At 72.3% G+C, this 23187-nt stretch carries 20 protein-coding genes; 8 read left to right on the top strand and 12 right to left on the bottom strand.

Annotated features, from left to right (window positions below):
- Positions 1-88: 88 nt before the first annotated feature.
- The gene (gene fdxA, locus ACFWVC_RS06785; protein ID WP_018561461.1) at positions 89-409 is read right to left on the bottom strand and encodes a ferredoxin; all 321 of its coding nucleotides are present in this window, start codon (positions 407-409) and stop codon (positions 89-91) included.
- 113 nt (positions 410-522) lie between these two features.
- On the opposite strand from fdxA, the gene ACFWVC_RS06780 reads away from it, so the two are divergent.
- Both ACFWVC_RS06780 and ACFWVC_RS06775 read left to right on the top strand, forming a co-directional pair.
- Positions 523-1539, top strand: a complete 1017-nt coding sequence (locus tag ACFWVC_RS06780; RefSeq protein ID WP_384279594.1) for a GNAT family N-acetyltransferase — start codon at positions 523-525, stop codon at positions 1537-1539.
- A gap of 10 nt (positions 1540-1549) precedes the next feature.
- Positions 1550-2374 carry a transglutaminase-like domain-containing protein gene (locus tag ACFWVC_RS06775; RefSeq protein ID WP_384279412.1) on the top strand — a complete coding sequence of 275 codons (825 nt, stop codon included), beginning with the start codon at positions 1550-1552 and terminating at the stop codon, positions 2372-2374.
- Positions 2375-2824: 450 nt separating this feature from the next.
- On the opposite strand, the gene ACFWVC_RS06770 is transcribed toward ACFWVC_RS06775, so the two are convergent.
- From ACFWVC_RS06770 to ACFWVC_RS06735, 8 genes are all read right to left on the bottom strand, one after another.
- Positions 2825-3433, bottom strand: a complete 609-nt coding sequence (locus ACFWVC_RS06770; protein WP_384279406.1) for a response regulator — start codon at positions 3431-3433, stop codon at positions 2825-2827.
- A complete protein-coding gene (locus tag ACFWVC_RS06765) occupies positions 3357-4571 on the bottom strand; it encodes a sensor histidine kinase (RefSeq protein WP_384279399.1) in 1215 nt (404 codons plus the stop codon). Before ACFWVC_RS06765 ends, ACFWVC_RS06770 begins: the two co-directional genes overlap by 77 nt.
- Positions 4572-4616: 45 nt before the next feature.
- A complete protein-coding gene (locus tag ACFWVC_RS06760) occupies positions 4617-5330 on the bottom strand; it encodes an ABC transporter permease (protein ID WP_384279392.1) in 714 nt (237 codons plus the stop codon).
- A complete protein-coding gene (locus ACFWVC_RS06755; protein WP_384279388.1) occupies positions 5327-6262 on the bottom strand; it encodes an ABC transporter ATP-binding protein in 936 nt (311 codons plus the stop codon). The genes ACFWVC_RS06760 and ACFWVC_RS06755 overlap by 4 nt, the downstream gene beginning before the upstream one ends.
- 139 nt (positions 6263-6401) lie before the next feature.
- Positions 6402-8471 carry a hypothetical protein gene (locus tag ACFWVC_RS06750; RefSeq protein WP_384279383.1) on the bottom strand — a complete coding sequence of 690 codons (2070 nt, stop codon included), beginning with the start codon at positions 8469-8471 and terminating at the stop codon, positions 6402-6404.
- Between the two features lie 214 nt (positions 8472-8685).
- Positions 8686-9042 (bottom strand): DUF6113 family protein, encoded by a 357-nt coding sequence (locus tag ACFWVC_RS06745; protein WP_384279378.1) that lies wholly within the window; start codon positions 9040-9042, stop codon positions 8686-8688.
- Entirely contained in the window at positions 9039-9932 is an 894-nt protein-coding gene (gene mshB / locus ACFWVC_RS06740) for an N-acetyl-1-D-myo-inositol-2-amino-2-deoxy-alpha-D-glucopyranoside deacetylase (RefSeq protein ID WP_384279373.1), read from the bottom strand. The genes ACFWVC_RS06745 and mshB overlap by 4 nt, the downstream gene beginning before the upstream one ends.
- 16 nt (positions 9933-9948) lie before the next feature.
- Positions 9949-10143 carry a hypothetical protein gene (locus ACFWVC_RS06735; protein ID WP_319665541.1) on the bottom strand — a complete coding sequence of 65 codons (195 nt, stop codon included), beginning with the start codon at positions 10141-10143 and terminating at the stop codon, positions 9949-9951.
- Positions 10144-10334: 191 nt separating this feature from the next.
- Between ACFWVC_RS06735 and ACFWVC_RS06730 the strand changes: the two genes are divergently transcribed.
- Positions 10335-12470 carry an alpha/beta fold hydrolase gene (locus ACFWVC_RS06730; RefSeq protein ID WP_384279363.1) on the top strand — a complete coding sequence of 712 codons (2136 nt, stop codon included), beginning with the start codon at positions 10335-10337 and terminating at the stop codon, positions 12468-12470.
- Between the two features lie 380 nt (positions 12471-12850).
- Here ACFWVC_RS06730 and ACFWVC_RS06725 read toward each other — a convergent pair whose 3' ends face one another.
- Positions 12851-13876, bottom strand: coding sequence for a hypothetical protein (locus tag ACFWVC_RS06725; protein ID WP_384279358.1), 1026 nt, complete (start codon positions 13874-13876; stop codon positions 12851-12853).
- A 930-nt stretch (positions 13877-14806) separates the two neighbouring features.
- Here ACFWVC_RS06725 and ACFWVC_RS06720 point away from each other — a divergent pair.
- The 5 genes from ACFWVC_RS06720 (at position 14807) to ACFWVC_RS06700 (ending at position 20979) form a co-directional block, all read left to right on the top strand.
- A complete protein-coding gene (locus tag ACFWVC_RS06720; protein ID WP_384279350.1) occupies positions 14807-15847 on the top strand; it encodes an ABC transporter permease in 1041 nt (346 codons plus the stop codon).
- A gap of 73 nt (positions 15848-15920) precedes the next feature.
- The gene (locus tag ACFWVC_RS06715) at positions 15921-17594 is read left to right on the top strand and encodes an ABC transporter substrate-binding protein (protein ID WP_384279344.1); all 1674 of its coding nucleotides are present in this window, start codon (positions 15921-15923) and stop codon (positions 17592-17594) included.
- A gap of 147 nt (positions 17595-17741) precedes the next feature.
- Positions 17742-18734, top strand: coding sequence for an ABC transporter permease (locus tag ACFWVC_RS06710; RefSeq protein WP_384279340.1), 993 nt, complete (start codon positions 17742-17744; stop codon positions 18732-18734).
- A gap of 14 nt (positions 18735-18748) precedes the next feature.
- On the top strand, positions 18749-19822 hold the full coding sequence (locus ACFWVC_RS06705; RefSeq protein WP_384279332.1) for an ABC transporter ATP-binding protein: 1074 nt from the start codon (positions 18749-18751) through the stop codon (positions 19820-19822).
- Between the two features lie 26 nt (positions 19823-19848).
- A complete protein-coding gene (locus ACFWVC_RS06700) occupies positions 19849-20979 on the top strand; it encodes an ABC transporter ATP-binding protein (protein WP_384279325.1) in 1131 nt (376 codons plus the stop codon).
- 154 nt (positions 20980-21133) lie between these two features.
- Here ACFWVC_RS06700 and ACFWVC_RS06695 read toward each other — a convergent pair whose 3' ends face one another.
- Positions 21134-22174, bottom strand: coding sequence for an ABC transporter ATP-binding protein (locus ACFWVC_RS06695; protein WP_384279317.1), 1041 nt, complete (start codon positions 22172-22174; stop codon positions 21134-21136).
- Positions 22158-23186, bottom strand: coding sequence for an ABC transporter ATP-binding protein (locus tag ACFWVC_RS06690; protein WP_384279590.1), 1029 nt, complete (start codon positions 23184-23186; stop codon positions 22158-22160). Before ACFWVC_RS06690 ends, ACFWVC_RS06695 begins: the two co-directional genes overlap by 17 nt.
- Position 23187 lies beyond the last annotated feature (1 nt).

Below are 23187 nucleotides of genomic sequence, written 5' to 3'. Positions count from 1 at the left end.
CCAAAACGTCCCCCCGCCCCTTGTGTCTTTACAGCGGGGGGCCCCGCGGGGGGGGGCGGGGGGGGGCCCCCGCCCGTAACTGTCGGGGTCACTCGCCCTGCGGCGGCAGGGCGGCGATGAAGGGGTGGTCGCGCTCGATCAGCCCGAGCTTGGAGGCACCACCGGGCGAGCCGAGCTCGTCGAAGAACTCGACGTTCGCCTTGTAGTAGTCCTTCCACTCCTCCGGGGTGTCATCCTCGTAGAAGATGGCCTCCACCGGGCAGACCGGCTCACAGGCTCCGCAGTCGACGCATTCGTCCGGGTGGATGTACAAGGACCGCTGGCCCTCGTAGATGCAGTCGACCGGGCACTCCTCGATGCACGCCTTGTCCTTGACGTCGACACAAGGCTGCGCGATGACGTAGGTCACGCTGTCGTTCCTCCTCGATAGGGCTGTCTCGCGCGGGAGCGCGGCGTCGTCGATGCCCGCACCTAGTATCTCCGTTCTTGGGCGGCAGACGAACAGGAGGGGCGGTCATGAGCATGGATTTCACCGCCGGAGCTCGGGCAGATGTGCGCATAACCCCCTCTGACGTGGGCAAACGCGTATCGGTGCGCAGGATCGCGGAGATCGTCGGCGGACGCCCCGTGTTCACCGACGCCGTAGGGGTTCTCACATCGTGGGACGAAGGAACGCTGGTCGTCACACGGCGGGACGGACAGCCCGTCCGCATCGCCGAAACCCTGCTGGTGGCGGCCAAGGTCGTGCCCGACACGCCGGCCCGGCGCGGCCCACGCGCCCCCCGTGCGACGGTCCGTGAACTCCAGGAGAGCGCCGCGCGCTGCTGGCCCGCGCCCGAGACCGGGCGGCTCGGCGCCTGGACGCTCCGGGCGGCCGGTGGCTTCACCCGGCGGGCCAACTCCGCGCTGCCGCTCGGCGAGCCGGGCATGCCCCTTCAGGCCGCGGCCGAGGCGGTGGCCCGCTGGTACGGCGAACGCGGGCTGCCCGCATACGTCCAGGTCACCACGGGCGGCGACGAGGGCGACGAGACCCTCGCGCGGTCGCTCGACGCCCTGGGCTGGACCGCCGAGGGCCACGCCCTGCTGCGCACCGCCCCACTGGCACCGCTCGCGGACCTGCCGGGCGCCGAACGGGTGCGGCTGTCGCGCGAGGCGGACGCCGGCTGGCTCGCCCGCTACCACCGCACCGGCGGCCTCGGCGACGCGGCGCTCGCCGTGCTCACCGGCGGCCCCTCCGTGTGGCTGGCGAGCGTCCCCGGTGCCGCGAGCGGCCCGCCCGCGGCGATCGGGCGGTGCGCGGTCGACGGACGCTGGGCGTCCTTCGCCGCCGTCGAGACCGACCCCGGCCTGCGGCGGAGCGGGCTCGCCACGGCGGTCACCGCGGCCCTCGCCCGCAAGGCCCTGGACGAGGGCGCCTCCGGGGCGTACGTCCAGGTCGAGACCGACAACGAGGGCGCCCGCGCGCTCTGGGACCGGCTGGGCTTCGGCACGCACCACGCGTACCACTACCGGCGCGGGCCGCGCCCGGCGGACGGTTAGGAGCGGCGGCATGGACGACTCCGTCAGGCGGCGCTTCGCCGAGGCCGCCCGCGACCCGCGTCCCGACCTGGCGACCCTGTGCCTGCTGATCGGCGAGGAGGCCGACCCGGACCTCGGCGAGGCCGGGACGGACGCCGCGCAGATCGAACTCGACCGGCTGGCCGGGCTCCTGCCGTACGGGCTGACCCGCCCCGCCGACTGGGCCGCCGCCACGGCCGCCCTGCTCGGCGGCCGGCTCGGCTTCGGCGGGACGCCCGCGGACTACCAGCGGCTGGAGTCCTCGCTCCTGCACGAGGTGCTGCGGCGGCGGCGTGGGCTGCCCATCCTGCTGTCGGTGGTGTGGATCGAGGTCGCCCGCCGGGCCGGTGCCCCGGTCTACGGCGTCGCCCTGCCCGGCCACTTCGTGGTCGGCTTCGGCGACCCGGCCGGGGCCTTCGTGCTCGCCGACCCCTTCGACGGCGGGCGCCCCCTCGGCGAGGAGGACGCCCGCCTGCTCGTCGCCGGCGCCACCGGCGCGAGCCTGTCCCCGGCGATGCTCAGCCCGGCCGACCCCCTCGACATCGTGCTGCGCGTCCTGAACAACATCCGCGCCTGGGCCGACGCCCGCCCCGAGCACCTCGCGGTGCAGCTGTGGGCGGTCGAGCTCTCGCTGCTCCTGCCGCACCATCCGGCGCGGCTGCGGCAGGAGCACGCGCAACTGCTGGTGCGGGCGGGGGACTTCGCGCGTGGCGCGGCCGAGATGGAGGCCTGTGCGGAGGTCCTCGACGCGGCGGAGCCCGCGGTGGCGGGGGTTCTGCGGCGTCAGGCGCGGGCCGCGCGGGCCTTGCTCAACTGACGCTCCGCTTGCGGTCCGGGTAGGTTTTTCCCCCGCCCGCCCTCCCTCCCCCAACCTTCGGCCGGGGGACCCGCTGTGGGCGCGACGTGGCGGCCGCTGCGGTGTGTGTGGGCGGTGACGGCTGGGCGGCCGATGTGCCGCCGCACCAACCCTGGGCCTGTGCCATGGCCGCCCTACACCCCCCACTGGGGATCAGGCGCATGACGAGACAGAGGGGGCGGGGTCGTAGGGGTGGGTGTTCTGGACTGTGGAGCATATTTGGGTGCACAACCCGGGGCGACCAACGGAGAGTGCCCGAGGCACCAAAATGTGCTGTCCAGAATGGCCGGCCCCGGAGGCCCCGAACCCGGCCCACCCCGCAACGCGCGCCGGGGTCACTGACTTCACAGGGCTGGGGGCACCCCCGGCCGAAGGTTGGGGGAGGGAGGGCGGGCGGGGAAAAAACCAGGCCTACAGCCAGCCGCGGTCACGCGCGATACGAACCGCCTCCGCACGATTCCGCGCCCCCGTCTTCTGGATCACCGTGGAGAGATAGTTGCGCACCGTCCCCTCGGAGAGATGCAGACGGCGCGCGATCTCCACGTTGAGCGAGCCATCCGCCGCGGCACGCAGAACGTCGCGCTCGCGCGGGGTGAGGGGGTCGGCCCCCTCGCTGAGCGCGGCCGCCGCGAGCGCGGGGTCGATGACCTTCTCCCCGCGCAGGACCGCGCGCACCGCGTCCGCGAGCCGCGCGGCGGGGGCGTCCTTGACCAGGAACGCGTCGGCCCCGGCCGCCATGGCGCGCCGCAGGTAGCCGGGGCGGCCGAAGGTCGTGACGATGACGACGCGCACGTGCGGCAGTTCGGCCCGCAGCGCGGCCGCCGCGTCGAGGCCGGTCATGGTGCCGGGCATCTCGATGTCGAGGAGCGCGACGTCCGCCTCCGCGGCGCGCGCCGCGGCGACGGCGTCCTCGCCGCGGGAGACCTGGGCGACGACCTCGATGTCATCCTCCAGCCCCAGCAGCGCGGCCAGTGCCTCGCGCACCATCGACTGGTCCTCCGCCAGCAGCACCCGGATCATGGGCGGCAGCGTAGCCCGCCGGGACGAACGCACGGAGGGTGAACCCGCGTCCGCCCTCCGTCTCCAGACGGCCGCCGGCCAGCAGGAGCCGCTCCTCCAGCCCGGTGAGGCCGTTGCCGCGCCCGGTGCCCGTGGGACCGCGCCCGTTGTCGGAGACGGTCAGGCACACCGTTCCGCCGCCCTCGCCGACCGTGACGGCGCACCGCCGGGCGCCGCTGTGCCGTACGACGTTGGTGACCGCCTCGCGCAGCGCCCAGGCCAGCGCGCCCTCCGCCTCGGGCGTCAGCGCGGCGGTCACCTCGGCGGGCAGGTCGGCGCGGATGCCGGCGGTGCGCAGGGCGCCGCGGGCCGCTATCAGCTCGTCGGCGAGATTGGCCCGCCGGTAGCCGCTGACGGCTTCGCGGACGTCGACGAGCGCCTGGCGGCTGACCTGCTCGATGTCGGCGACCTGCGCGGCGGCGTCCCCGGGCCGGCCGGGCAGCATCCGCCCGGCGAGTTCGCTCTTGAGGGTGATCAGGGACAGCGAGTGCCCCAGCAGGTCGTGCAGGTCGCGGGCGAGCCGCAGCCGTTCCTCGGTGGCGGCCAGCTGCGCGATGGTCTCGCGGGCCTCGCGCAACTCACGGGTGGTGCGCACCAGTTGCCGCACGCCCGTCATCGCGAAGCCGCCGAGCATGCACGGCACCAGCAGCGAGACCAGCGTGATGCCGTCCACGCCGTGCGGCCAGGCGCACAGCGCGAGCACCCCGGTGACCAGGGGGATCGCCCAGCGCGCCTGGCGGCCGGGAAGGACCGCACCGCAGCAGACCGACAGGTAGACGAAGAGCACGAGGAACGCGCTGCCGAGGGTCAGCCCCAGCACCAGGGCGAGCACGCCGAGCAGCCCCAGCACCCCGTACACCCAGGGAGGCTGCTCCTCGGCGTTGGTCCGCCGGAAGACCAGGCCGAGGTAGAGCACGACGTACGCGGCGAGCCCGGCCCAGCCCAGCACGGTGGCGAGCAGGCCGTGGCCGCCGTCGGCCAGATCGCTGACCGGGGAGCCCAGGTAGAGCATCCACATCGCGATCCAGATCAGCTTCACGGAGGCCTGGCGGCGGTTCTCCGGCGCCCGGCCGATCGCCGTGTTGTCGTCGGCCTCCACGGCGTCTCTCCCTCCTGTCGGATCTCTGCGGTGCCGTTCGGGTGGTCAGGCCTTCGCGGTGTCCTTGCGGTACATCCAAGCGGCTGTGCCCGCGAAGAGCACGAGGTAGACGGCGAGCACCGCCACATCGCGCAGGTGCGGGGCGTGGCCGAGCTCGACGGCCTGGCCGAGCGCGGCGTACGGGCGCGCCGGGAGCACGTCCGCGATGTGCCGCAGCCAGCCCGGGAAGGAGCTGTACGGCATCCACAGGCCGCCGAGCAGCGCCATCCCGAAGTAGGCGATCATGGCGACCGGGCGGGCCACGTCCGCGCTCGCGACGTAGCCGATGGCCACGCCCAGCGCGGCGAAGACGAAGCTCCCCGCCCAGCTGGTCAGCAGCACCCCGCCCCACTGCCAGGCGTCCAGCCGCACGCCCTTGACGGCCGCGCCCGCGATCAGGACGAGGACGATCGAGGGCAGGCTGACGGTGGCCGCCGAGGCGATCTTCGCCAGGACGTAGCCGCGCCCGGGCAGCGCGGTCAGCCGCAGCTGCCGGACCCAGCCCTTGTCGCGTTCGCGGGCGATGCGCTCGGAGTTGCCCATGAGCACGGCGGTCATGGCGCCGAAAGCGCACATCGCGACCATGTAGTACGTCACCAGGGAGCTCTTCTGACCCGCCGTCAGGATCAGGAAGAGCAGCACCGGGTAGAGCACCGAGAAGAACATGAACTTGCGGTTGCGCAGTACGCGCAGGATCTCCAGCTTGACCAGCGTCCTCATCGGGCCGCCACCTCCTCGTCCTTGGGCTCTTCCGTGTCGGCGGTATCGGCCGTGTCAGCCGTGATGGCCAGGAAGGCCTGTTCCAGGCCGAGCCCGGCGACCTCCAGGTGGCGGGGGTAGAGCCCGGCCGCGTAGACGGCGTGCACGGTCGCGTCGGCGTCCGTGGAGCGCAGGCGCACGGTGCGGCCGGTCACCTCGGCCACCGTGACCCCGGGCAGGGCGAGCAGCGCCGCCTCGTCCCAGGCGGCGTCCAGGTCGAAGACGATCCGCCGGGCCCCGGCACGCGCCTTGATCTCCGTCGCGGTGCCGTCGGCCAGCAGCCGGCCGCTCTGGAGGACCAGGACGCGGTCGGCGACCGCGTCCGCCTCCTCCAGGTAGTGGGTGGCGAACAGCACCGTGCGGCCCTGCCGCACCTGGCCGCGCATGGCGTCCCAGAAGGCCTGGCGCGCGGAGACGTCCATGCCGGTGGTGGGCTCGTCCAGGACCAGCAGGTCGCTCGCCCCGGCGGTCGCCAGAGCGAAGCGCACACGCTGCTCCTGGCCGCCGGAGAGCTTGTTTACCTTGCGGTCCGCGATCGCCTCCACGCCGGCGCCGGCGAGCACCTCGGCAACGGGTCGCGGGCGGGGGTGCAGGTCGCAGGCGAGCCGCACGATCTCCCGGACGGTGACGTCCTCCATCAGGCCGCCGCTCTGCAGCATCGCGCCGACCAGCCCCTCGGAGATCGCCCGGCGCGGTGAGCGGCCGAAGATCTCGACGGTGCCGGAGTCGGGGGTGCGCAGGCCCAGCAGCAGGTCCAAGGTGGTGGACTTGCCTGCGCCGTTGGGGCCGAGGAGGGCGACGGTCTCGCCCGGGTGGAGGGTCAGGGTCAGGTCGTCGACGGCCCGTACCGGGCCGAAGCTCTTCGTCACGTGCGTGAACGCGATGGCGGTCATGACAGCAGACTCGCCGGTGCGGGGGTCCGTCCGGCAGTGCCGGGCGTCCGGTTCCGCGCATGACGGATGTCATGGGTGTGGCCCCGGTACTGGGTACCGGGGCCACACCCATGGCGTTCGTGACGGAGGAGTCAGGCGGTCAGGAGGTGCCCTCCACGGTGACCGTCTTCTTCGACGGGTCGTCCGTCCGCAGCGCGGGCAGCATCGCCGAGGCGACGTCCTGCGGGGTGACGGCGGTCTTGCTGCCGTCTCCGCGGGTGACCAGCACGCCGTCGAAGGCGCCGCCGTACAGGCCCTTGAGCACCTTGGTGTCGATGTACGGGGTCAGGTTGCCGTCCTTGTCCGGGACCATCGACAGGATCTCCGACAGCGAGCGCTCCGGGCTGAACGGGACGGGGGCGCCGCCGCCCGCCTTCACGTAGACGAAACCCGACATCGCGGTCTTGCCGAAGCCCTTGACCGCCTCGTCGAGCGCGGCCTGGGTGACCTTGGGCTCGACGGTGGTGGCCGCCAGCGTGACCAGGCCGGGCTTGCCGGTGGCGATCTGCGTGCCGTAGGCGGCCGTCACCTTGTCCACCGAGCCGGCGACGTCGATGGCCTGGTGCGGCTTGCCGGCGACGGCGACGGCCTTGCCGGACACGAACGTGACCTTGCCCTCGGAGCCGGCACCGCCGAGGCCGTCGGACAGCTTCTCCAACTGGGCGCGGAGCTTGTCCTTGTCGGTGTCCACGACGGGGTCCACGTCGCGCGTGCCGCCGAAGAGCGAGCCGATCACCGTGACCGGGTTGTAGTCGCGGTGCGCCACGTCGCGGACGGTCGCGTCGGTGTCGAGGACGAGACCGGCGGCCGAGGGCTTCAGCTTCCTGGTCTGGTCGCCGACGGTGACGGTGATCGCCGTGTTCTTGCGGGGGCCGAGCTCCGCGTCGAGCGCCGCCGCGGCCTCGTCCTTGGACTTGCCGCCGATCTCGACGCCGTAGACGGTGGTGCCGGCCGGGACGTCGGAGTGGTCCATCAGCAGGCCCGCCGTGTAGGCGATGCCGAGCAGGACCACCACGGCCACGCCCGCCAGTATCAGCTTGGAGCGTCCCTTGGGCTTGGCCGCCGGCTCGTCGTCCTCCTGGAAGTGGTACGCGTCGCCGCCGGCGGCGGGGACCGGGCGGGTCACCTGGGGGCCCCCGGGGGGAACCGCCGGGATGCCGCTGACGACCGTGTCACCGGACAGCCGCTCCCCGGGGGGCGGGAAGGCGGTGGGGAACGGAGAAGGGGACGGCGCGCCGTGCGGGGCGCCGGCCGGGCCCGCCGGGGGGATCCGCATGTCGCCGGTCACCGGGCCCGCGGTGGGCCCGGCCGGGGGCTGGAAGCCGCGGAACGGCGTGCCGGGGCCGCCGGGAGCGGGCGCGCCCGGACCGGCCGGGTCGCCGAAGCCACCGGGACCACCGGGACCACCGGGACCCGCCTGGCCGGGGAACGGCCGGGGTCCGGGAACGCCGGGCCCGCCGGGGCCCATGGGGCCGTCGGTGAGGTACGGAATGCCGGGCCGGGGCGCGCCGCCGGGCGCGCCGGGGCCACCCGGGCGGCCGGGACCGCGGTCCTGGCCGGTGGGCCGCGACGGCAGGTCGCCAAGCTGCAGCGGCTGCGTGATCTCCGGGGCGGCGAAGTCCTGCGCGGGCCCGGGAGCGGGTGCCGGGGCGGGCGGTGCCGCCTCCGGCGCCTGCGGGGCCGGGGCGGCCTTGCGCGGGGCGAACCAGTCGCTGGTCGGCTTCGCGCCCTGCGCCGGGGCCTCGGGCTCGGCGGCCGGAGCGGGGGCGGGCGACGGCTCGGGCTGCCCGGCGCCCAGGGCACCGTTGTCGCCGCCGGCGGTCCATCCCGCGGGCGGCTGCGCCGGCTCCGCCGAGGGGCCGGCGGCCGGGGAGGCGGTGGCCTCGCCCTCGGCGGCGCCGTCGACGGTCGTACGGACCACGACGGGCGGAATCGGCCGGGACCCGGGGATGTTGATCCGGACCCGTGTGGTCAGCGTGGTCTCGGTCCTGGGCTCTCCCGCGGCCGGGGCGGCCGGGGTCTCCCCGTCGGCCGGTGCCTCGTCCCGTGGGCCCTCCTGCGGATGCAGCGACGGAAACGGGCGGGTCCCGTACGGCGGGGTGCCCGAGGGATACGCGGCTCCGCCCCGGCCCTGGTGGCCGGGGGACGGACGGTCAGTTTCACGACTCAATGCAGGCTCTCCCGGTTCGCTTCGCCACCCGTCACGGCCTTCCGCGGGCGGCCCGGCGGCGCGCACCACCATACTGGGCACCGCCGAGGAGTCGCCTGCCGCCGGGGGGAGACCGCCCGTACCAACGGGATTTATACGACGTCATCCACCAAAACGGACGACGCGCAGTTCGTGAGCGGTCAACGCGCGCATCGTAACGGACGGAACGTGGCGCCTATCGTGCCTCAAGTGATCCGCCACCGGGAGGCCCGGGTTGCGCGAGCGTGGCCGACATCACGCCCGCCATGGCACCGCCCAACAGGTAGATGTACGGGCTGAGTCCATTGGCGAACAGGAAGTCGCCCTCCGGGCGCGCGGAGCTGAGGAAGATCACGGTGAGCAGCCAGACCGCCGCCGGCACCAGCGCCCCCACCCGCCCGCCGGTCAGCTTGGCGCCGCCCCAGAACAGGGCCGCGCAGCCGGCGAGCGCCAGGATCAGCCCGCCGGGGAACCAGGCCGCCTGGACCAGCGCCCCGGCGACCGCGACGACGACACCCAGCACGGCGAGCACGGGATACGCGAGGCGCCTCATGCCCCCACCCCCGCGAACAGATCGTCCTCGCGGCCGTCCGCGACCCCGGGCTCGCCCTGGACCAGGCGGTAGTACTCGGCACCGAAGAGCGGCTGCCCGAGGTCGTTGGAGAGGGCGAAGAACGGGCCGTCCACCGCGATCTGCGTGCTGTGCGCCCGCATCGCCGCCGCCTTGCGCGCGGCGTAGCGCCCCTCGGCGTCGATGCCCGCGCCGACCTCGGAGTCGTCCACGACGCCCGGCACGTCGTCGGCGGTCGCGATGCCCTCGAACAGGTGGTCCTTGCCGGCCGCGCGCAGCCGCGCGAAGCCCTCCTCGACCTCGGTCCGCGGCACGCAGTTCCAGTAGACCTTGGCGATGGCGTGCGGGGCGCCGAGGTCGGGCCGGAAGGACGGTTCGGCGGCCAGCCCGCTGGCGCGCATGGCGACCCGGTGCGCCTGGATGTGGTCGGGGTGGCCGTAGCCGCCGTCGGGGTCGTAGGTGACGAGCACCTGCGGCCGCGTCTCGCGGATCACCTCCACGAGGTACGAGGCCGCCTGGTCGAGGTCCGCCTGCCAGAAGCAGTCGGGCCGCTCGTTCTGCGGGACGCCCATCATCCCCGAGTCGCGGTACCGGCCGGGGCCGCCGAGGAACCGGTGGTCGGTGACGCCCAGCTCCTTCATGGCGGCCGCGAGTTCGCCGATCCGGTGGGTGCCGAGGGTGTCGTCCCGGTCGGCGGCCAGGTGGGCCAGCTCCGGCGGGATCACCTCGCCCTCCTCGCCCAGGGTGCACGTCACGAGCGTCACGTGGGCCCCCTCGGCGGCGTACTTGGCCATGGTGGCGCCATTGTTGATCGACTCGTCGTCGGGGTGTGCGTGGACGAGGAGCAGTCGGCGGGCGGGCGTCGCGGTCATGGGGAGAGCCTACGGCTCAGAACTTGAAGTCCCCGATCATGCCCGCGACGTTGTTGGTCAGGTCCCTGATCGTCGGGGCGATCGACGAACTCGCCAGATAGAAGCCGAGCAGTACGCAGACCACCGCATGCCCCGCTTTCAGCCCGGACTTCCGGACGAGCAGGAACACGACGATCAGCAGCAGCAGCACCGCCGAAATCGAGAGTGCCACAGCGGCTCACCTCCAGGGCCTCAGGGTCGCGACAGCAGTTGCCAACCGGTTGTTACCCACTCTCGGCAATGGATCATAACTTTGTGGTGGACCGCATAGCTCGGTGCACGGGAGCACGCGGGGGCGCATGGCCGGTTCTCGCGGGTGCGCGCGCCGGGCCCGGCGACCGGCCCGGTGGGAGACTCGCCCTCATGACGCAATCGCTCTCCTTCCCGCGGCAGTACGCCCGCACGCAGCGGTTCTCGCTCGGCGCCCCGCGCGCCTTCTCCGTCTCGCCGGACGGGGCGCGCATCGCCTTCCTGCGCTCCCGTACCGGCACCGACCGCTCGCACCTGCTGTGGGTGCTGGACCTGCCCGGCGACGGCGCCGCGGCCGAGCGGGTCGCGGCCGATCCTGCGGCGCTGCTCGCCGGCGCGGACGAGGAACTGTCGCCGCAGGAGCGGGCGCGGCGCGAACGCAGCCGCGAGGGATCGGCGGGCATCGTGGCGTACGCGACGGACGACGCGGTGGAACTGGCCGCGTTCGCCTTGTCCGGGCGGCTGTTCACGGCGGAGCTGCGGGCGGGCACGGCCCGGGAGATCGCGGTGCCGGGCCCGGTGGCGGATCCCCGCCCGTCGCCGGACGGCCGCCGGGTGGCCTATGTGGCGGAGGGCGCGTTGCGCGTGGTGGACGCGGACGGCGGCGGGGACCGCGCGCTGGCCGAGCCGGAAGGCCCCGGCGTCACCTACGGATTGGCGGAATTCATCGCCGCCGAGGAGATGTCCCGCGGCCGCGGCTACTGGTGGGCCCCGGACGGCACCGCCCTGCTGGCCGCCCGGGTGGACGACACGCCGGTGCGGCGGTGGTGGATCGCCGACCCCGCCAACCCCGCGCAGGAGCCCGCCGAGGTCGCCTACCCGGCGGCCGGCACGCCCAACGCCGAGGTCACGCTGGTGCTGCTGACCCTGGACGGCACGGCGACGCCCGTGGAGTGGGACCGGGAGCGCTACCCGTACCTCGCGCGGGTGCACTGGTCGGCGGCGGGTCCGCCGCTGCTGCTCGTGCAGGCGCGGGACCAGCGCGAGCAGGTGTACCTGGCGGTCGACACGGCCACCGGAGGCACCCGGGAGGTGCACCGGGAGCGGGACGAAATCTGGCTTGATCTTTTCGCTGGGGTACCGGTCTGGGCGAGCGGAGAACGCCTGGTGCGGATCACCGACGAGAGCGGTGCGCGATGCCTGGTCGTGGGTGAACGTTCCTTCACCGGACCGGAGTTGCATGTGCGTTCGGTGCTCGGGAGCGACGGGGACGGCATCTTGCTGACCGCCTCGGCGGGGGCCGGCGCCAAGGACCCGGAGACCGGCGAGGTCCATGTGTACCGGGCGGACGGCGGGCCCGGCGGCCCGGTCCGGCTGACCGGCACGCCGGGCGTCCACGCGGTGGTGCGCTCCGGCGCGGTCTCGGTGGTGACGTCCGCCGGTCTGGAGGAGCCGGGCGCGACCGCCCGCGTGCTGCGCGACGGCGAGGAGGTCGCCGTGATCGCCTCGCACGCCGAGACGCCTGTACTGACCGCCCGCCCCGTCCTCACCACCGCGGGCGAGCGGGGCATCCCCGCGGCGGTCCTGCTGCCGTCCGGCCACCGGGAGGGCGACGGCCCGCTGCCGGTGCTGATGGACCCCTACGGCGGCCCGCACGGCCAGATGGTGGTGCACGCCCAGCGCGCCTACCTGCAGGCGCAGTGGCTCGCCGACCAGGGCTTCGCGGTGGTCGTCGCGGACGGCCGCGGCACCCCGGGGCACTCCCCCGCGTGGGAGAAGGCGATCGCCGGCGACTTCGCCGGCGTCACCCTCGACGACCAGGTCGACGCGCTGCACGCGCTCGCCGCCCGCTACCCGCTGGACCTCGGCCGGGTCGCCATCCGCGGCTGGTCGTACGGCGGTTACCTCGCCGCGCTGGCGGTGCTGCGCCGCCCTGACGTCTTCCACGCGGGCGTGGCGGGTGCCCCGGTCACCGACTGGCGGCTGTACGACACCCACTACACCGAGCGCTACCTCGGCGACCCCGGACGGCAGTCCGAGGTGTACGCCGCCAACTCACTGGTCACCGAGGCGGGGCTGTCGGCGCCGGCCGGGCAGGTGCGGCCGCTGATGGTCATCCACGGCCTCGCGGACGACAACGTGGTCGCCGCCCACACCCTGCGGCTGTCCTCCGCCCTGCTGGCCGCCGGGCGCCCGCACGAGGTCCTGCCGCTGTCCGGGGTGACCCACATGACCCCGCAGGAGCAGGTCGCCGAGAACCTGCTGCTGCTCCAGGTCGCCTTCCTCAAGCGGTCGCTGGGGCTCGCCTAGCGCCGCCGCGACCCGCCGCCCGGAGGGCTGCTCCCCCGGCCATCGCCACGTGATGCCCCGGTGCGGCACGTCGCACGGCGGAGAGCCGTCCCCGCCGTGCGACGCGACCGGGCAGGCGCGGGTGCCTTACGGCGATAGCCGGGACAACGACGCCGACAGCGCGCCCCGGGGCGTGCCCCGAAAGCGTCTCCCCCGGCTCCGCCAGGAGGCCCCCACAACCCGGACGGCAGATCCCGCCGCTCCCCCGGCCACCACCACGTGATGCCCCGGTGCGGCACGTCGCACGGCGGAGAGCCGTCCCCGCCGTGCGACGCAGCCGGGCAGGCGCGGGTGCCTTACAGGGGTGGCCGAGACAGCGATGCGCGCACGCGCAGCCCGTCCTAGCCGAACGGGGGCTCGCGCAGGTATGCCGCGCGGGCCTCCCCGGGGGGCATGCCGGGCGGGGGGCCGTACGCGTCGACGACGGGCAGGACGGCCGTCTGGTCGAACAGCGGCATGCTGAGGTTGTCGGCGGCCGGAACCACCTCCGCGTCGGCGAAGGGGTCGCCTTCCGGGACCCCGTCCCAGTCCGGCCGGCGGGGGATCAGCAGCAGGGTGACCACCACCGCCGCGGCCGCCGAGAAGCCCGCCGCGAAGTCGGCACCGGACAGCGTCTGGAGCCGGAAGGTGACGAGCACCGGGACGGCGATGAAGCCCAGCAGGCACGCGACCGAGATGCCCAGCGGCCGGGAGAAGGGCGCCCGCGCCAGGGCGGCCATCCCGGCCGCCGCGGCCAGCCCCGCGCTCGCCCAGACCTGCCAGTCGAAGGGCGCGCCCAGTTGGGAGTTGACGAGGTATCCGCCGACGGCCGTGCGGAACAGGAAGCTCGCCGGCAGGGGGGTCGCGGCCGGATCGCCGTGGGTGCGGGTGAACTCCCAGATGCCCGTGATGGCCGCGGCGACCAGCAGCAGCAGTCCCGCGAGCACCCCGGCCGCGGGCCGGGGCGGCGCCGGGGCGTCGGCCCCGTTGCGGCGTACGACCAGGAGCAGCAGGAGCGCCCCGGCCACCTGCCCGCCCGCGGTCAGCAGCAACGGCCCCTGCAGGCCCCGCAGGACGCCGCCGGAGCCGGGGGCCAGGATCAAGGCCGCGGGGGTGCGCAGCGCCAGGGTGATGACGGCCGCGGCCCCGAGGACCCCCACGCCGCCGGGCCGGAAGGCGGCCACCGCGGCGGCCGCGTACAGCGCGAGCAGCAGCAGGTCCACGGTGGAGGTGATCAGCGGCGCCCCGCCGACCGGTACTCCGAGCCCGGTCCACACTCTGACGGCGCCCTCCGCCCGGAACTGCGTCACGTCCTGCGCCACCCAGACGGCCTCGGCCGCTCCCAGGACAGCACAGATCACTCCACCGAGCCGATACGTCTGCCGCATGGCCACCTCCCAGGCCCCTCCGGCAGCAGTGTCCTTGCGTTCCCGGGGAGATACGTGGCGCGACCGTTCCGCGTTCAACGCGGGGCCCGGCGGGTGGCCGGCCGGGGGGACGAGAGGTCACCCCGGCCGGCGAACGGCACCCGCACGGCCGTACGCCGTTCAGCGTGGCGCGTCCGTATATCGCGGATGCGTCGGCGGAGTTGCCTGCGTGTAAAAGACTCCGCCCCCGCTTTCATCGCAATCGCCTGCGGAGCACGGGAGTTGCCGTCCGGCGCGCGGCCACGCCGATAGACGGAAATCACGTCCCGGGGCAATTGCGTACGCGATTTCCCGGCGCCCGCCCCGTCCGGACCGGCCGCCGCATTCCGCCCCGACACCGGCCGGCACCGGCCGGCCGCGGGCATTCACAGCTTTCACCAATGCTCGCCGGTGCGGCAGCGGATCACCCCACCCGGGCCGAGCACGGCCGCCCCCGGAACTCCATTCTCCGAGGCGCCTCATCGGGACCCGCCTCCCCCGCCGGCCCGCCGTAAGGCTGGCATAAAGGGGCGAAACCTCCCGCACACCACGGTGAGGATGTCCGAAATGCGCTGTTTAGCCACATGTCAGTTCAAGCTGCGCCCAAGGATGCGTTGCACTGCCATCAACATTTACAAACAAGTATAAAAAAGCGTCTATCACCCCTGACCTCCCTTGACGATCTCGCTTAGCGTTGCGCCAAGTCCGCAGACCCTTAAGCCATTGGCAACCGCCGTCACATCTTCTTTTCACCCAAGGGCAGATCTGAATGACGAGTTCAACCAGCGCCGCGACCGGGCCACCGGCCCCGGTCGGTCTTTCCCCGGCCTACGGGGGACGGGAAAAGGCCGCCGGCGAATCGGCCGGGCGGTCCCCACGACACTCTGAGCTCAAATCCGGGATGTCCATACGATGAGCACCCGATCCCAGCCGGTCGAGACCGGCAGCGGCCCGCCACGGACCGCCGACCCGGCAGAACCGACGGCGGGCCCACCGCGCCGCGGCCGTAAGGCCATCGCCGGCCGCTCCCCGTCCCAGATGGCCTGGAAACGCGTCAGGCGGGACAAGATCACCACGATCGCCCTGGTCATCACCGTTCTGTTCGTCCTCATAGCGCTGTTCGCCCCGCTGCTCACCGCCGTGACCGGCTGGGGGCCGATCGCCCCTGACAACAAGGCGATCAACCCGGACACCGGCAACTACCCGTACGGCTCCTTCGGCGGCATCAGCCTCACGCACCTGCTGGGCGTCGAACCGGGCACCGGCTACGACCTGTTCGCCCGGATCGTCTACGGCCTGCGCACCTCGCTCCTCGTGGGCCTGGTCTCCGCCGTGGTGTCGACCGTGGTCGGCGTCGTGGTCGGGCTGGCGGCCGGCTACTTCGGCGGCTGGATCGACACCCTGCTGTCCCGGGTCATGGACGTGATGCTGGCGTTCCCGCAGCTGCTGTTCATCATCGCCCTCACTCCGGTGATCCAGAGTGCGCTGCAGACCGACAGCCACGGGGGTACCAACGAGAACCTCCGGCTCGCGGTCCTGGTCCTGAACATCGCGGCGTTCGCGTGGGCCTACACCGCACGCCTCGTACGCGGTCAAGTCCTGTCCATGCGCGAGCGGGAGTTCGTCGACGCCGCGCGGATCATGGGCGCGGGATGGCGTCACATCCTCTTCCGCCAACTGCTGCCGAACCTGTGGGCGCCGATCCTGATCGCGTTCGCCCTCGCGGTCCCGCAGAACATCACCACCGAGGCCGCCCTGTCCTACCTGGGCGTCGGCGTCGTCCCGCCCAACCCCGACTGGGGTTCCCTGCTCACCGACGCCTCGCAGTTCTTCCTCCAGGACCCGGCGTACCTCTTCGTCCCCGGAGTCCTGCTCCTGATCCTCGTACTCGCGCTGAACCTCCTCGGCGACGGCGTGCGGGACGCCCTCGACCCCCGCGCAAACCGCGGCTGACGCACCGCACGGCCCCTCAGCCCCGCCCGGCAGCTGCCGAGGCCCGGCAGACAAGCAAAAGGAGCACTCCTCGATGATGCGTAGCACGCGCACGGCCGCCTTCACGGCGACCGCGATAGCGCTGGCCATGGGGGCCACCGCCTGCGGCGGTTCCTCCGGCGGCAGCGGCAACAGCAGCAGCGGCCCGGTGAAGGGCGGCACGCTGACCATTCTCAACAAGGCGGACTACGACCACCTCGACCCCCAGCGCACCTACACGACCGAGGGTTCGAGCATGGACGAGGAGATCGTCCGGAGCCTCACCGGCTGGGACGAGACCGGCTCCACGCCGAAACTGGTCGGCGACCTGGCCACCGACACCGGAAAGTCCAGCAAGAAGGCCACGGTGTGGACCTTCCACCTGCGCCACGGGGTCCAGTTCCAGGACGGCACCGAGGTCACCTCGCAGGACGTCAAGTACGGCGTCGAGCGCGCGTTCTCGCCCGACATCAACGGCGGCCCGCCGTACGCGAGCCAGTGGCTGGTCGGCGGCGCCGGCTACAAGGGCCCGTACAAGGGCAAGCAGCTCAGCTCCATCAGCACGCCGGACAAGTACACCATCGTGTTCCACCTCAACACGCCGGTGGCCGACTTCAACGAGACCACCGCGATGCCCGCGTGGTCGGCCGTGCCCAAGTCCAAGGACACGGGCGCGACCTACGACACCCATGTGTGGTCCGACGGTCCCTACATGATCAAGTCGTACACCAAGAACAAGGAACTCGTCCTCGTCAAGAACCCGCACTGGTCGCAGCCCTCCGACCCGATCCGGCAGCAGAACGTCGACGAGATGGACGTCAAGTTCGGCCAGGACGAGGCGGCCATCGACCAGCAGCTCAAGTCCGACAGCGGCGCCGCGCAGACCGCGCTCCAGCAGTGGCCGATCGCCGGCTCCGACCTGTCCCAGATCTCGAACGACCCGACGGTCAAGTCGCGTTACTACAAGATCGCCGCTCCGGGCATCAACTACCTGACGATCAACGTCAACCGGGTCAAAGACCTCCGGGTCCGCCAGGCGATCGAGTACGCGATCGACAAGACCACGGCGCGTGGCGCCTTCGGCGGTGCGGCGTACGGCGACTACGCCGACACGATGCTGACCCCCGGGATCGGCGGCTACAAGAAGTTCAGCCTCTACAGCAGCACCCCGGCCGGTGACCTCGCCAAGGCCAAGGCGCTGATGGCACAGGCCGGGAACCCCACGCCGACCATGTCGCTGGCGGTGGAGAACACCACCACGCAGGAGCACTTCGCCGACGCGATCAAGAGCTCGCTGGGCCGGATCGGCATCAAGGTGAACGTCACGCCGCTCGACGCCGCCAACTACTTCAGCACCCTGGACAACACCAAGAACCAGTACGACATGGCCTGGATGGACTGGATCGCGGACTGGCCGAACGCCTCCACCGTGCTCCCCGTCCTCTTCGACGGCCGGCAGATCAAGAAGCTGCCGCTGTCCAACCAGGACATCTCCTACCTCAACGACCCCAAGGTCAACGCGCAGATCGACAAGCTCGCGAAGATGACCGACATCGCCAAGCGCAACGCCGGCTACGGCGCGCTGGACGAGCAGATCGTGAAGGACGCCTCGGTGGTGCCGCTGATGTACATGAACTTCAGCGAGATGTCCGGCTCCAAGGTCGGCGGCGTCATCTCCGACACCATCCTGGCCGAGCCGAGCCTGGTGCACGTCTACGTCAAGAAGTGATCCACCCGTGATCGCGCCCGGCCGGCGGCCACCCGCCGCCGGCCGGGCAGGCTCCCCCCACCATCGTCACCCACGCGCAGCTCACCACCGCGCCGGTCCACAGCGAGAGGGAGGCGGACCCGGCTCCTCGCCGGGTCCCAGCACCACATGTTCCGATACCTGATCCGACGTCTGCTGGCGGCGGCCGTCATCCTCGTGGTGATCAGCCTGATCACCTTCTTCATCTTCTTCGCGCTGCCCTCCGACCCCGCGCTCCTGGCCTGCGGAAAGACCTGCTCCCCCTCCCGTCTCGCGGAGATCAAGCACTCTCTGGGCCTGGACCAGGGCCTGAGCGAGCAGTACTGGAACTTCTTCAAGGGGCTCTTCGCCGGCCGCAATTACGGCGACCAGAGCGTGCTCGTCCACTGCGCCGCGCCCTGCCTGGGGATCTCCTTCCAGACCGACACCCCCGTCCTCACCACCTTGCTGGACGCGTTCCCGGCGGACCTCTCGCTCGGCCTCGGCTCCGCGGTCGTCTTCCTGGTCCTGGGCATCGGCCTCGGCGTGCTGGCCGCGGTGCGCAAGGGCAAGGCCGCCGACAAGGTGGCGGTCGGCTTCGCGCTGTTCGGTGTGTCGCTGCAGATCTACTTCGTCGGACTGCTGCTGATGTGGGTGTTCGTCGACAAGTGGCAGCTGCTGCCGGCTCCCGGCTACACCCCGCTGACCCAGGATCCGGCCTCCTGGTTCCAGGGACTCATCCTCCCCTGGGCGACCCTGGTCATCCTCTATCTCGCCCTGTACACCCGGCTGACCCGCTCCTCCATGCTGGATGTGCTCGGCGAGGACTACATCCGCACCGCCCGGGCCAAGGGCGTCCCGGCCCGGACCGTCATCGTCAAGCACGGGCTGCGCGCCGCGATCACCCCGATCGTGACCATCTTCGGCATGGACTTCGGCTCACTGATCGGTGGATCCGCGGTCATCACCGAGTCGGTCTTCGGCATCAACGGCATCGGCAAGCTGGCGGTCGACTCGGTGACCAACTCCGATCTGCCGGTCATCCTCGGCACCACCCTCTTCGCCGCCACCTTCATCGTCCTCGCCAACGTCGTGGTCGACATGGTCTACGGCGTCATCGACCCCCGCGTCCGCCTCGCCTGAGCAAGGAAGCACCCGTGGCCCTCGAAACCTCGCCGCACACCGCGGACCTCGCACCCTCGTCCTCCTTCCTCCAGGTCCGGGACCTGCGCGTGCACTTCCCGACCGAGGACGGCATCGTCAAGTCGGTGGACGGGGTGTCCTTCACCCTGGAGAGGGGCAAGACCCTCGGCATCGTCGGCGAGTCCGGCTCGGGCAAGTCGGTGACCTCGCTGGCCCTGCTGGGGCTGCACAAGAACTCCCGTGCCAAGGTCTCCGGCGAGGTCTGGCTGGACGGCGAGGAACTCGTCGCGCTGCCCGAGTCGCAGATGCGCGCGCTGCGCGGCGACAAGGTCTCCATGATCTTCCAGGACCCGCTCTCCGCGCTGCACCCCTTCTACACCGTCGGTGCCCAGATCGCCGAGGCCTACCGGGTCCACCACCGGGCCTCCAGGAAGGAGGCCAGGGAACGCTCCGTGGAGATGCTCAAGCGCGTCGGCATCCCGCAACCGGAGCGCCGGGCCAAGGACTACCCGCACCAGTTCTCCGGTGGCATGCGGCAGCGCGCGATGATCGCCATGTCCCTGGTGTGCGACCCCGCGCTGCTGATCGCCGATGAGCCCACCACCGCCCTGGACGTCACCGTCCAGGCGCAGATCCTGGATCTGATCCGCGATCTGCAGCAGGAGTTCGGCTCCGCGGTCATCATCATCACCCACGACCTGGGGGTGGTCGCCGAGATCGCCGACGACATCCTGGTCATGTACGGCGGCCGCCGCATCGAGTACGGCACCGTACGCGATGTGCTGCGGCAGCCCGAGCACCCCTACACCTGGGGGCTGCTCCAGTCGATGCCGCATCTGAGCGGCGACGTCAGCGACCGCCTGAACCCCATCCCGGGCGCCCCGCCGAGCCTGATCAACCTCCCGGGCGGCTGCGCCTTCCACCCGCGCTGCGCGTTCAAGGACCAGGTGCCCGGCGGGCGCTGCACGGCGGAGCGGCCCGAACTGCTGCCGGTCCCCGGCACCCCGAAGCACATCGCGGCCTGCCATTTCACCGCAGGGAGCAGGACGCAGAGCCGTGGCGCCGGAATCGCCGGTGCCGCGAAGTGACGGCGGCGGACGAACAGGAGCATGCCGTGAGCACCACCCAGCCCTTCCCCGGGCAGCAGGCGGCCCCCGCCGCGAAGCAGCCGGCCGGCGAGAACCTGCTCGAAGTACGCGGTCTGCGGATGCACTTCCCCATCCGGCAGGGCATCGTCTTCCAGCGGCAGATCGGCGCCGTGCGCGCCGTCGACGGAATCGACCTGTCGGTCGGGGCCGGTGAGTCACTGGGCCTGGTCGGCGAGTCCGGCTGCGGCAAGTCGACCACGGGCCGCCTGGTCACCCGGCTGCTGGAACCCACCGCGGGCACCATCAGGTTCGACGGCGAGGACATCACCCACAAGCCCGTCGGCAGGATGCGCCAGGCGCGCCAGCACCTCCAGATGATCTTCCAGGACCCGTACGCCTCGCTGAACCCGCGGCACACCGTCGGCACCATCATCGAGACCCCGATGAAGCTCAACGACGTCAACCCGCCGCAGGGCCGCAAGAAGCGCGCTCAGGAGCTGCTGGAGATCGTCGGTCTCAACCCGGAGCACTACAACCGCTACCCCAACGAGTTCTCCGGCGGCCAGCGGCAGCGCATCGGCATCGCCCGCGCCCTCGCGCTGCGGCCGAAGCTGATCGTCGCGGACGAACCGGTCTCCGCGCTGGACGTGTCGATCCAGGCGCAGGTGGTCAACCTGCTTCAGGATTTGCAGCGGGAGTTCGGCCTCGCCTTTCTCTTCATCGCCCACGACCTCGCCGTGGTGCGGCACTTCTCCGAGCGGGTGGCCGTGATGTACCTAGGGAAGATCGTCGAGGTCGCCGACCGCGAGACGCTCTACGCGCGGCCGCGTCACCCCTACACGCACGCGCTGCTGTCCGCCGTCCCCGAGGCCGATCCGGACGGCGTCGGCAGGCGGGAGCGGATCCGCCTCGCCGGGGACGTGCCCAGCCCCATAGACCCGCCGTCCGGCTGCCGCTTCCGTACGCGCTGCTGGAAGGCCCAGGACAAGTGCGCGGCCGAGGAACCGCCGCTGGTCCGCATCGAGGGAAACCGGGAAGGGCACCTGAGTGCGTGCCACTTCCCCGAGGAACCGACGGTCGCGGCACGGGGCGAGGACATCATCCTCGACCCGGCGCTCGCCGCGATCGAGGAGACGTCCGCCGACAGGACCCCTTGACCCGGGCTCGGCACACGTCTCCGCCGGAAACACGGCCCGCGCCCACACCCCAGCAACACCGGGCGCGGGCTGTGTTATTGGAGGCTCGGTTCGCCTCCGGGGCGCTCGCCCAGAGGTGCCCCCACCCATTCGACACCGGCCGCGCCCCTTCGGCTCAGTCGCCGGGGGGCACCACCGTCTTCTCCTCCGCGAAGTGGCACGCGCTGGCATGCGCCGCCGGGGAGTCGAGGCCGCGGAAGACCGCGGGGACGGCGAGTTCCGGGACCTCCAGGGCGCAGCGTTCCTGGGCCTTCCAGCAGCGGGTGCGGAAGCGGCAGCCGGAGGGCGGGTCGGCCGGGGAGGGGACGTCGCCGGAGAGCAGGATGCGTTCGCGGTGCTCGCGGGCCTCGGGGTCGGGAACGGGGACGGCGGAGAGCAGGGCCTGGGTGTAGGGGTGCGTGGGGTGCTCGTAGATCTGGGTGTCGTCGCCGGTCTCCACGATCCGCCCGAGGTACATCACCGCGACGCGGTCGGAGATGTGCCGGACGATGGACAGGTCGTGCGCGATGAAGAGGTAGGACAGGTCGAACTCGTTCTGCAGCCGCTCCATGAGGTTGACGACCTGGGCCTGGACGGAGACGTCCAGCGCCGACACCGGCTCGTCGGCGACGATGATCTCCGGGCGCAGCGCCAGACCGCGGGCGATGCCGATGCGCTGCCGCTGGCCGCCGGAGAACTGGTGCGGATAGCGGTTGATGTACTCCGGGTTGAGGCCGACGACGTCCAGCAGGTCCTGCACCTTGCGCCGGCGGTCGCTCTTGGGGGCGACCTCGGGGTGGATGTCGTAGGGCTCGCCGATGATGTCGCCGACCGTCATGCGCGGGTTGAGCGAGGTGTAGGGGTCCTGGAAGACCATCTGGATGTTGCGGCGCACCGCCTTCAGGGCGCGCCCGGACAGCCGGGTGATGTCCTCGCCCTTGTAGAGGATGCGGCCCGCGGTGACCTGCTCCAGATTGACCAGCAGCCGGGCGACGGTGGACTTGCCGCAGCCGGACTCCCCCACGATGCCGAGGGTCTCGCCCTTGTGGAGGTCGAAGTCGACGCCGTCGACGGCCTTGACGGCGCCGACCTGCTTCTTGAGCAGGATGCCCTGGGTCAGCGGGAAGTGCTTGACCAGCCCGCGTACTTGGAGAACGGGTTCAGTGCTCGTGCTCACCGAGGCACTCCCTCCAGAAGTGGCACGCGCTGCCGCGCGTGTCGCTCACCCGGTACAGCTCCGGTTCGTCCGTGCGGCACACCTCGCGGGCCATCGGGCAGCGCGGGTGGAAGGCGCAACCGGGCGGGATGCGCAGCAGGTTGGGCGGCAGGCCCTTGATGGCGTAGAGCTCCTGGCCCTTGTGGTCCAGGCGCGGGATCGACTCCAGGAGGCCCTTGGTGTACGGGTGGGCGGGGCGCTTGTAGATCTCGTGGACGGGGGCGGTCTCCACGATGCGTCCCGCGTACATGACGGCGATGTGGTCGGCGACGTCGGCGACCACTCCGAGGTCGTGGGTGATGAGGATCAGACCCATCCCGTACTCGCGCTGCAGCTCCGCCAGCAGTTCCATGACCTGCGCCTGGACGGTGACGTCGAGTGCGGTGGTCGGCTCGTCGGCGATGATCAGCTCGGGTTCGAGGGCGAGCGCCATGGCGATCATGACGCGCTGCCGCATGCCGCCGGAGAACTGGTGCGGGTACTGGCCGACGCGTTCCCTCGCCGCCGGGATGCGGACCCGGTCCATCAGCTCGACCGCCTTCGCGCGCGCGGCCTTGCGGGACATGCCCTGGTGCACCCGGAACATCTCGCCGAGCTGGTCGCCGACGGTCAGCACGGGGTTGAGCGAGGACAGCGCGTCCTGGAAGATCATCGCCATCCGGGCGCCGCGGACCCTGCGGCGCTCCTCACCGCTCATCGTCAGCAGGTCCCGGCCCTGGAAGAGGATCTCGCCCCGGGTGACGTAGCCGGGCGGCGAGTCCAAGATGCCCATCACCGCCTGCGCGGTCACCGACTTGCCGCTGCCGGACTCACCGAGCACGGCGAGCGTCTGGTGGGACCGCACGGAGTAGCTCACGCCGTTGACGGCCTTGGCGACGCCGTCGCGGGTGCGGAACTCCACGTGCAGATCGCGGACGTCGAGCAGCGGTGTCCCGTCCCGACCCGCGGCCTCGTCCGTCGCGGGGCCGGCCATC

The sequence above is a fragment of the Streptomyces sp. NPDC058691 genome (assembly GCF_042714775.1).
Lineage (GTDB): Bacteria > Actinomycetota > Actinomycetes > Streptomycetales > Streptomycetaceae > Actinacidiphila.
The sequence above is the reverse complement of the archived record's forward strand: the minus strand, read 5'-3'. Positions and strand labels throughout refer to the sequence as shown.